This is a genomic window from Paenibacillus foliorum (assembly GCF_013141765.1).
Lineage (GTDB): Bacteria > Bacillota > Bacilli > Paenibacillales > NBRC-103111 > Paenibacillus_S > Paenibacillus_S foliorum.
The window spans coordinates 1-9,783 of sequence record NZ_WHOD01000048.1; the positions used below are offsets into that span (position 1 = coordinate 1).

General features: G+C 37.5%; 8 protein-coding genes and 1 pseudogene. 1 reads left to right on the forward strand and 8 read right to left on the reverse strand.

Going from position 1 to position 9,783, the window contains the following annotated elements:
- Nucleotides 1-401 precede the first annotated feature (401 nt).
- The 4 genes from GC093_RS09830 to GC093_RS09845 form a co-directional block, all read right to left on the reverse strand.
- On the reverse strand, nucleotides 402-1,199 hold the full coding sequence (locus GC093_RS09830; protein WP_312886494.1) for a GNAT family N-acetyltransferase: 798 nt from the start codon (nucleotides 1,197-1,199) through the stop codon (nucleotides 402-404).
- Nucleotides 1,200-1,925: 726 nt separating this feature from the next.
- Nucleotides 1,926-2,285: an NUDIX hydrolase gene (locus tag GC093_RS09835; protein ID WP_171651697.1), complete on the reverse strand. Its 360-nt coding sequence runs from the start codon at nucleotides 2,283-2,285 to the stop codon at nucleotides 1,926-1,928.
- 176 nt (nucleotides 2,286-2,461) lie between these two features.
- On the reverse strand, nucleotides 2,462-3,196 hold the full coding sequence (locus tag GC093_RS09840; protein ID WP_171651698.1) for a WecB/TagA/CpsF family glycosyltransferase: 735 nt from the start codon (nucleotides 3,194-3,196) through the stop codon (nucleotides 2,462-2,464).
- Between the two features lie 466 nt (nucleotides 3,197-3,662).
- Nucleotides 3,663-4,214: a TetR/AcrR family transcriptional regulator gene (locus GC093_RS09845; protein ID WP_246314009.1), complete on the reverse strand. Its 552-nt coding sequence runs from the start codon at nucleotides 4,212-4,214 to the stop codon at nucleotides 3,663-3,665.
- Nucleotides 4,215-4,399: 185 nt separating this feature from the next.
- On the opposite strand from GC093_RS09845, the gene GC093_RS09850 reads away from it, so the two are divergent.
- Complete coding sequence (locus tag GC093_RS09850; protein ID WP_171651699.1) at nucleotides 4,400-5,290, forward strand: ketopantoate reductase family protein; 891 nt, start codon at nucleotides 4,400-4,402, stop codon at nucleotides 5,288-5,290.
- A gap of 330 nt (nucleotides 5,291-5,620) precedes the next feature.
- Here GC093_RS09850 and GC093_RS09855 read toward each other — a convergent pair whose 3' ends face one another.
- From GC093_RS09855 to GC093_RS09870, 4 genes and pseudogenes are all read right to left on the reverse strand, one after another.
- Nucleotides 5,621-5,923 carry a hypothetical protein gene (locus GC093_RS09855; RefSeq protein ID WP_171651700.1) on the reverse strand — a complete coding sequence of 101 codons (303 nt, stop codon included), beginning with the start codon at nucleotides 5,921-5,923 and terminating at the stop codon, nucleotides 5,621-5,623.
- 686 nt (nucleotides 5,924-6,609) lie between these two features.
- Nucleotides 6,610-6,864 (reverse strand): annotated as a pseudogene (locus GC093_RS36880) (NUDIX hydrolase); the annotation flags it as partial.
- 429 nt (nucleotides 6,865-7,293) lie between these two features.
- Nucleotides 7,294-7,797 (reverse strand): hypothetical protein, encoded by a 504-nt coding sequence (locus GC093_RS09865; protein ID WP_171651701.1) that lies wholly within the window; start codon nucleotides 7,795-7,797, stop codon nucleotides 7,294-7,296.
- Between the two features lie 521 nt (nucleotides 7,798-8,318).
- Entirely contained in the window at nucleotides 8,319-9,500 is a 1,182-nt protein-coding gene (locus tag GC093_RS09870) for an ABC transporter substrate-binding protein (protein WP_171651702.1), read from the reverse strand.
- Nucleotides 9,501-9,783 lie beyond the last annotated feature (283 nt).

The window sequence follows — 9,783 nt, forward strand, 5'->3', positions numbered from 1 at the left end:
CATGAAAGAATATACCAAAGTAGTTGATAAGTCAACTAAAACAGTGGTTATTTCCATATATGTAGTGTGAATTATTGAGCATAACTGCCCATTAGTTGAATAAATGTAACCAAATCGCTTTAATCTATCAAGAAGCTCTGGAAACTTATCCGGAGCTTCTTTTATTGCATAAAGCTAGTACTTATGTTGTGTTTGTCAAGAAAAACGGAACATCCTTTTATTGGGAATTAAAACATTTTAAGGAGTATATAATCCTTGGCTATACTATACAAAAAATGAACGTACTCAAGGAAGCAGTGACTTCCTATGTACGTCCATTTAAACTATCGTTACCCGTTAGCGCAATGGCCTAGCTATTACTGTGTTACGGTTCTGCGCTGATTGTTATGGTAAGTAGTAAGTTATTCAATATGTTCGGGCAAAATTACTTTAATATTTAAAAGTCGGGTTCTTGTAATCATGCCTGCACTTTCTAAGGTTTTCTTTGATGCCTCATTATAGTACCAGCATCCGCAAATCGGCGCTAATTGTTGGCTATAACACCATTTTCTTAACTTAAGAATAATGTTCCTCCCAATCCCTTGCTTACGATAATTTTCATTTGTAAACATGCCTATACTAGCAAATCCATCAAGCATCTTACTCCTTTCAAGAACTCCAACTCCAAGCAGGACAGAACCCCTGTAATAGGTAAAGAGTTCTCCATTCGTAATCCTTTTTTCATAATGATCGAGAAAATCCCCGCACGCCTCTTGCATGGGCAAGAGATCATCTAATGTTGCCGGACCAAAAATATCACCTTTTAACGATTCTTTCTCCATCAATTCTAGACGACTATCTTGAAAAAAATAAGCCTGCTTGGTGATGTGAAAGTCTTTATCTAAAGCTAAGCTTACAAACAACTCATCACAGGTCGGAACAAAGAGTGACTCCACATTATATTTTTTAATCACTTGGTAAAATAACTCTTGAGCAGCCTTTAGATAGGATGGCCGAACGTAAAATTGCGTCAGTAATTGGCCGTGACGGCCGTGATGAATTGCATAATAACCAATCTCGTTTGATTCTTCAAGAATCACATAAAAATCCGACGAGAGAATGTGCTCCTCCAAAAAAGAGTCAAATGGCGAGGATAGTGTTTGAGTATATTCTTGAATGAGATGCCGAATCTCTTGAACCTGGCAAGTTTTAAAAAACACTTACATCATCCTTTCACAATTTAGATTCCGCTACCTAGGATTTTAGCACCAATCGGATCACTACTTAATGGAAAGTATCATTATAATTTTATGATAAGCGACGATTTCTGCCCGTTTCTTTAATGCGAAAAGGGAGACAGCTGCCACGGCAGATCTGCTCCCTCTGGATCGTTCAACTAATAGCCCCTAACAAGTTTTAATATTTAACCCTACCATAAAGGTAGCAAGTCACTTTGTGGGACACCCAATTTTCTCATGTTGTACGGTAATAAAGCTTAATGTTAAGGTATTCATATACTTTCTACAAATGTAATGTGAATGGAGTTTTTACACATGAAAATATTTATATCAACTTTAGTTAGTCTTTTTTACGCTTTCCTTTTTATATTAACACTCCCTTTGTCAATGCGTCTCGGATTTTGGGGACCAAGTGGTTATGTATTATATCACGAAACATTTTTGAGCCTACTTATGATATTGATATTTGCTTTTGCATACATTTTTTCACTCAGCAAAATCTTTAAAAGCATTAAGCAAAACCATTTATATATCCAATGTGTTTGTTTAATTATTGTGTGCATATTGCATTACATTCTTTGGGCATATACAACAAATAATTTATAGCATTTTCATGATTTTTCCGAACTAATCTGCCCGTTAACGGAATGAAGGGCTGCCACTCGGCAGCCCTTCATTTGTGTATCTTTCGTTCTTGTTAGCGTAGCATTACTTTCTTGCAAGTTCCAACACTGGCATGGTAATAGGGTCAAATTTTCCAAAGTCATTTAACGGAATCCACGCAACTTCTATAATGTCCTCATTATCCTGATTGTTAGTGTCGAGGAATAGTTCTCCTCCAATAATTTCAGCCAAAAAGCTGAATTTTTTGTTTATCTCATTTAACAGTCCGTTTACTTGAACGTCATATCCTGTTTCTTCTTTTAATTCCCTAATACATGCTTGTTCTGGACTTTCACCTTCTTCAATGCTGCCACCAGGGAAATTCCAAACAACATCTCCCCGTTCCACGTATTGCTTCACCATTAATACATGTCCATTTTTTATAATAATAGCTTGTGCAATCATCTCTATTACCCGCCTTCCAATACTCGTCTCATGTATCGAACGACCTCATTGTTAATTTAAAAGTAATTCGGCATCATTGTCCCATCATCCTGCCATTATTTAAACAAACCAATAGAAGAGATGGCATATGAAAGCTCCTGCACTATCGTGTCCCGTTAGTTCAATGGAACGACGATTTACTTTTCTCTAAACGTTAGTGCACGAATTGCGAATTTAGGTAAGATTAACTGTCGCTTCCATCTTGAAGGTTGTTTAATCAACCTGTAAAGCCATTCCAAGTTTAGCCGTTTCCAGTTTTCTGGGGTCTCCTTTACTTTTCCTGAAATTACATCAAGACTACCTCCAACACCAATAGCAATCTTCGCATTTAGTTTTGATTTATTCTTATGAATCAATCTTTCTGCATAAGGTGCTCCCAGTGCAACCACTAAAATATCAGGCTTTAAGGTTCCAATTTCTTCGACAATCTTATCTTCTTCAGTTTGTTTAAAGAAACCATGGTGTCTACCTAATATTGAAAGGGCAGGATACTTTTTGCGTATAACCTCACACACTTTTTCATTAGTTAGCGGATCTGCACCCAGAAAATAAAAAGACCATTTCTTTTGGTTCCCAGAATCGAGTAACCTTAACAACGTGTCGTATCCAGTAACCCTTTCGGGAAGATTTCCACCTCTTAGACGAGATACCATTACAATTCCAATACCGTCAGCTGTAATCAGACCTGCTTCATCAATTATTAAGCGTAACGATGTGTCTTTTTGACAAGCCATGGTGATCTCTGGGTTAACCGTTATTACATGAAAGAGTTCGGGTCTTTTCTCTTCAATTACATCAGTGAGAACTTCTATTGTACGGTCTAACGTCATCTTTGGGAAATTAACTCCCATGACTTTGGCGTATTTCTCCATAATGGTTTATCCACCCTCATTAAATATGTTAACTACATTGTAACATGGATATGATTACCAAACTATTCTGCCCGTTAGCTTAACGCCATCGGTCCAGTCTACAACTTTATTTTCTTAGCCTTTCCTAGACTAACACTATATTTTTCAGTCTAATACTTTATTTTCTGCTGACAACAGCAATCAAGTTAACAAAGACCCCCATGAAAGCTGATCTATTGTCCGAAGAAAATAAAGTGTTAGACTAGATCTGTTGAATTTACTCGAATTTCTTAATTGCAAACCGATATAATCCGGATAATAAGCATAATAAGACCAACGGCAGTCTTTAGACTGTATAATAAAGTATTAGACTCAGAACATTAAGTTGTAGACTGGTGAACCTGCAACACAGTCTTTGGTTGGGCATTTCAAACCCCACAGTGATCGACGCTGGCGCAATCGAATGGCGAGTTTTTTAAAATATCCATCACTTGTGATACAAATCCAGACCATTCATCACATAGGGACGAACAATGTCTACGAGTAACTCAATTCGATCATTTTCCCCATCCCTAAACCAAGAATATGCAGCACCATAAATCGCTGAGCCTGTCATGGCCGACAAGATCCTTGTATGATGTTGGACTGCCATTTGGTGGTTAACTTCTTTCAAAAATATGCTCTCTATTGTTTGCTCCAACATTTTCTTTATTTTTTCATCGACAATCTTAGCAATAGATTTGGAATCCATTCTGCATATTCGATAAAAATCTACAATATAGCGGTGTGTCAGCAAGATCAACTGACCGCATATTTCACCTGTAAACTCCCTCGCATGCATCACTTCTTCAGGAATCATCCCGAGAAAAGCCTGTTCGATGGTCTCGTCAAGCAAAGCGTATTTATCTTCATAATGGGCATAAAAGGTAGCGCGGTTAATGGTAGCTTTTTGTGCGATGTCCTTGATGGCTATTGCATCAAATCCTTTACTCCGCAACAATTCATTAAATGCTTCCCTTATTAACTGTCGTGTACGCAAAACCCTTGGATCTTGCAGATTCACCATATCCATTCCCTTCTTAAACATCAAATATCCTAAGGTGTTGTCTATGCAACTTCCCACTACATCTGCCGGTTGAAATCATTAGAATGCGGTACTATTATTTTATACAACTGGTGTTGCTTAAGCAAATAGTGACTAATTAGCTGAAAGGAAGGATTATAATGAACACTAAACAAAATAGACTCTTGATTTTTGGCTCTGGTGTGATTGGCAGTGTCTATGCTCTCCGATTTGCACAGTACGGAATGAATGTAACAGTGCTGGCACGCGGAAATAGGCTGGATAAACTGAGAAGGAATGGACTACTATACAACGATAAGGGAACGATAAAGCAAATATCAATTAAGACGATAGAAAAGCTTGAAGACGATGACATTTATGATTACATTTTTGTTCCCGTACGGTATGATCAGGCCGATTCTGCCCTGACTGTGATCAAGAATAATCAGAGTAAAACCATTGTCACCTTGACCAACACCATTGGGTATGATGGCTGGCTTGAAATCGTGGGCGACCGGTTACTCCCAGGATTCCCGGGTGCTGGAGGAGACATCAAAGATAATGTTCTATATGCCCAATTCGGATCCGAAAAACATCAAGGAACCATTTTTGGTGAAATTAATGGACTGGTAACCGAAAGAGTAAAAGAACTTGCTCAACTATTTGAAACGGTGGATTTGCATTATGAAATCCAAAAAGATATTTTAGCATTCCATATTTGTCATACTGCTTTGGCTATCGTCAACAAGCATTTCTACACAAATGATGGAATGGTAGAGGTAGAGACTGCAAAAAGTGAAAGCATTCTACGTAAGATCGCAGCTGAAATTAAACAAAACATTCATCTGGTAGAACAAGCCGGAATTCCCGTAATCCCACCTGAAACGAAGGCAATGGGGGAATTGCCAGACAACGATATTATTTCTCGTTACCGTCAGATGTTGAGCAATGACTTTATCATTGATGTAAAGCTTGGGAACCATGCCGTCAATCAAAAAGCAGAAATCATGTTGTTGGATGAGGCGTTTCACAAAGAGATGTCACAGCAATGACATTAAGGCTCATCATGGACTTCAAAACTGTCAGAGGGCTTGGGAATAGTTTCTCGTCGGTGGGAAATTAAGAGATTGGCTCGGTAAAACTCTATAGTAACAGCGGCAGTCTAAGACCCTATTGTCCATAGAAAATAAAGCGTTAGACCGAATGTCTTTATTTACACGCGGCTTTACCAATCGCTAAACCGTCAGACTCAATAAAATATGTATTAGACTGAACCCTATGAATCGAAACAGCGACAGCCAAGGACGAGAAAATAAAGTCCTAGCTGTCGCTGTTTCATTGAACTAACGTTCTCCGTTAAAATGTTTGCTTAATTACTGTATTTATAATAAATAAAATCCTAATGCAAAAAATCCAATTCCAATCGCAAAATGAATACCTCTTGCTAACCAGCAAGGCAATATTTTGAAGAATAGTCCCACAAATAGACCGAATATTATTCCAGTAATCGCTCCGAAAACCCAGCCTATAAAGGTATCAGATGAAATGTTAAAAAAACTTGGCATAACTGCATAATCAACAACGCTTTTCTTTTTATGTACTTCTTTCGTAAGATAAAAACCGTAAGCAATTGCTATTAAAGCAATTATCCAACAAATTATAGTTCCGATCCAATTCCAGATCATATTTTCCTCCGATAAGAAACGCTTTGCAATTATGTTCAAACAATTATTAACATTAGAATTACCTTCTTCTTATTAAACTAATCTGCCCGTTACTTCAACTGACAAAGGCAGCCGATCGTGTGCCGGCTGTCTTCATGTCGTGATTAAACTATAGTTCTGCTTTAGTTTAATAACGCTTTGAATTTCTTTTATTTCTCCAAATTTTTATTACTAAAATAAGAGACAGAATAATTATTCCCATGAATGTGACGAATGAGCCTATTGTAAAAAACCAATCAACAAAGGAGGGCTTTGGATTCTCGCCCATACATCCACCACAAGCAAAAGATGGTTTCACGTATATAGAAGAGAGTAGTAAAAAAATTGTAATAGTTATCTTAAATTTTCGCACTTATGTATCCGCCTTTTCTTATGTAACTATATACGCTGTTTCATAATTATGAGATATAATTAACAAAAAATGAATAGGTAATAAATGGAGAAGTTAATCAACAATCCTGCCCTTTAGTTGAATAGAAAAAAGAAACCCACAGCGACGGGCTGAGGGTCTAAGTTTATATTAAAAAGGGGGTCGAGTTTTATTATAAGCTTGACTCATTAATGCCACATGAAAATAAGATTTCAATCATGTTACATTTACCTAACTCTCGTTTTCCGTTAGTTCAATGAACTCGGCACCTATAAACCTACAAATAAGGTAGTAACCTTTTCACTTCAGGATGCCCTTGCATCTCTTTGATGGGAATCCATTTTAATTCCTGTAGTTCCTGGGCGTCATCTGATAACTCAGGGTCCGAACCTAATCCAGCGTTCCCACCAATGACTTCACCTAAGTAACAATAATAATTACCGTTTATCCTCTCATTGAATAATTCGCAGACTTTTTTGGTAAGCTCGATTTCTAATCCCGTCTCTTCGAAAGTCTCCCTAATTGCACATTCTTCTGGCGTTTCCGATTACTCGATTCTCCCACCAGGAAATGTCCAAAAGGTCTCACCTTTATATGTTTGGCGAACCATAAGAACTGAATCGTTGCTTATAATGGCTGCACAGCTTCTATTACCCATAATAAGTCACCTCAATATGTATTTCCATAATTATACAACGGGACGTTATGTTATTGAAGATAACTGCCCTGTAGTTCAATAAAATGAGCAGGCTGCCGCGGCACCTGCTCATTTATGTTCTTCTTCAACAAACGTTCTCTGTTAGCTTAATGATCTCAGCTGTTATCTATGGTACCGTTCTCCGCGCTGTCTGTAACGGCAAGTTTAAAGGCCATCCTTTACGGGTGGCCCTTTTTTTATCTCGCGATCTCGATAGTCTCAAATCTACTAATGACCGTCTGAAAAAAAGCCGCTCGACGCAGCTTAGGTGTTATTTTCATCAAGAACTGTACCTTCTAAAGAAAAATTTCTAATAAGAATGTTAGCTGCGGAATTAGTAGGATCTACAGGAGTAAGCAAAATGGCTTGCAGATGATACTTATGTTTCCCGTGGGGAACATTCGTCTCTGCAGCTGTAAAAGAAGTTGTATAAAACGCACCACCGTCATCATTAGTATCTATCACACTCATAACGACGAATACATTATCCCGTACAATTTGGTACTGTATTTGGGGCTCTCTCTCCGCTCTGCTATTATTAAAAGATACAACTGTTGCTGTAAGATAGATTCGGTCATCCCTATGAATGTGTTTCAAAGTAATGGTTCCTAGAGTAACAACTTGATTAATAATTGTTAATGCTGTAGTACCGGATGGTATAGGAATTGGTAGTTGGTTTGAAAATGATCCTGTGATTGGGATCGGTGCAGGTGTCTGTGTTGTCGGCGTAAAATCAAACCATTTGGTTAGCCTCTCACGATCGCTCATATATCATCATCCTCTTTCAAAATAGTTTAATATATAAAATTCAGAAAGATACTAAATTGAACTAGATAAAATAATCAACTATTGAAAAACAAACAGAAGTCCAATCTCGACATCAAAGTTTATGCACTAAATGGCAGAAGAAACGTTTATTCTACCATTTGTTCTGATGTTGATTAACGTCATTTATAACTATAACTAAATCTGATCATCCCTTTGGCTCAGAATTGTCTTTTATACGAACAAATGTTTGGTATAATATCATGGTAGTTGAAAGTAACCAAATCGCTTTAATTTATCAAGAAGCTCTGGAAACTTATCCGGAGCTTCTTTTATTGCATAAAGCTAGTACTTATGTTGTGTTTGTCAAGAAAAACGGAACATCCTTTTATTGGTAATTGAAACATTTTAAGGGATGTATGATCCTTGGCTATATTATACAAAAAATGAACGTACTCAAGGAAGCAGTGACTTCCTGTGTACGTCCATTTAAACTATCGTTCCCAGTTAGCTTAATAAAGCCATCAAAAATCTGCGTGCATTTCAGTGCTTAATTTCTCAAGAATTCGTGTTTCCATTATCTCAATTGCCTCGTCCCATTGGATTTCTTTCCTCACAGCTCGTTCCATTTCACTTCTAACAATATTTCCAGCCATATCCTCATATGGGCTTTGCGGATTTGCCCAACCTGCTTTTAGTCCTTGAAACACCCATTCTATGTTAGTTCCTGAGAAATTCGGATTATCCTGTCCATAATCCGCCTCGTATTTTCTGTCTGATAAGGAAGAAAATCGGCCAATTCTAGAAAGATAAAGTTGGATTTCTTCCGACACTAAATAAGATATAACCTCAAACGCCTCTTCCCTATGTTCTGAGTTAGGATGTAAGGTCAAAAACCATCCAGAATCATTTAATGACGGAACTCTAAGATTATTATTAATCTGAGGGAAACTTACAGCCCCTAACTTAAATGAAAGCTTTTTGCTGAACATCTCAGGAGAGTCTATGGACATTGCAACAGTTCCATTTCGACGAAATGCTCTACCGGAAACAAATATACGTTCATCGGTATCTTGAACATTCCCTAGTATTCCGTAGGCAGCTTTTATAATGCGGAAATATTCCTTACAGTCACCTTCCCACAGTTTTGGTCGGTGCGTTTCAGGATCAAGAAACCTAATTCCCATCTGCATTTTTAATAAAGTGCAATCCCCTATGTCCAATCCACAATAAGGTATACCATCGATTGTCCCTGTTACTTTTGCTGCTAATGTTATTACATGATCCCACGTCATTTCATGTTCGGGGACTGGGACATTAAACTTTGCAAAAATATTGTCATTATAAAAGAGTGCGTGCGTATAATTTGTTCCTGCACCAAAGGGTAGACCATATATTCGTTCTTCATTGGAAACCGACTTAAGTAAAGTTGGTATAAAGGACTGAAGTTTGACGTCAGAATTATTCAGGAAAGGTGTTAGTTCATAATCCTTTTTCTTAAAAACCTGTTCATCACTAATATCCATTCGAATATCAAGACCTGTACTATTTTCCCAAGCTTCCCAGGCTTCCAAAGAAGTATGTCCTCCCGAGTCCTGTACATGAGAAAACATGACTTCTGGAAACTTCGACCTCAGCTTCGAAGCGATCATTGATTCAAACTCATGGTCAAACCATTTGGAACTAAAAGTAATTGTTTTCTTCAAATCAATACCTCCTATAAATTGGAAATGACATCGCCTCCATATTTTAGAACATATGTTCCTGATTGTATATAGGGTGTTATTACCTTATACCATTAAACTCTACTGCCCGTTAGCACAACGCGGCAGCCGATCCATAACCGGTAGCCGCGTCTTAGTTGTTTATTAGGCTATCGTGTCCCGTTTGCTTAATAAATTCGCTAGATTCAGCCTTTTAATTTCTTCTCTATTTGTATTTCACGAAGTAATAAAAATAAAGGAAGGCCTAATGAAACACCTACTACAA

Bases quoted from the DNA above. Each gene is read 5' to 3' on its own strand.
- GC093_RS09865 (WP_171651701.1), bottom strand. From the start codon at position 7,797: ATGAGCGATCGTGAGAGGCTAACCAAATGGTTTGATTTTACGCCGACA.
- GC093_RS09850 (WP_171651699.1), top strand. From the start codon at position 4,400: ATGAACACTAAACAAAATAGACTCTTGATTTTTGGCTCTGGTGTGATT.
- GC093_RS09835 (WP_171651697.1), bottom strand. From the start codon at position 2,285: ATGATTGCACAAGCTATTATTATAAAAAATGGACATGTATTAATGGTG.
- GC093_RS09840 (WP_171651698.1), bottom strand. From the start codon at position 3,196: ATGGAGAAATACGCCAAAGTCATGGGAGTTAATTTCCCAAAGATGACG.
- GC093_RS09855 (WP_171651700.1), bottom strand. From the start codon at position 5,923: ATGATCTGGAATTGGATCGGAACTATAATTTGTTGGATAATTGCTTTA.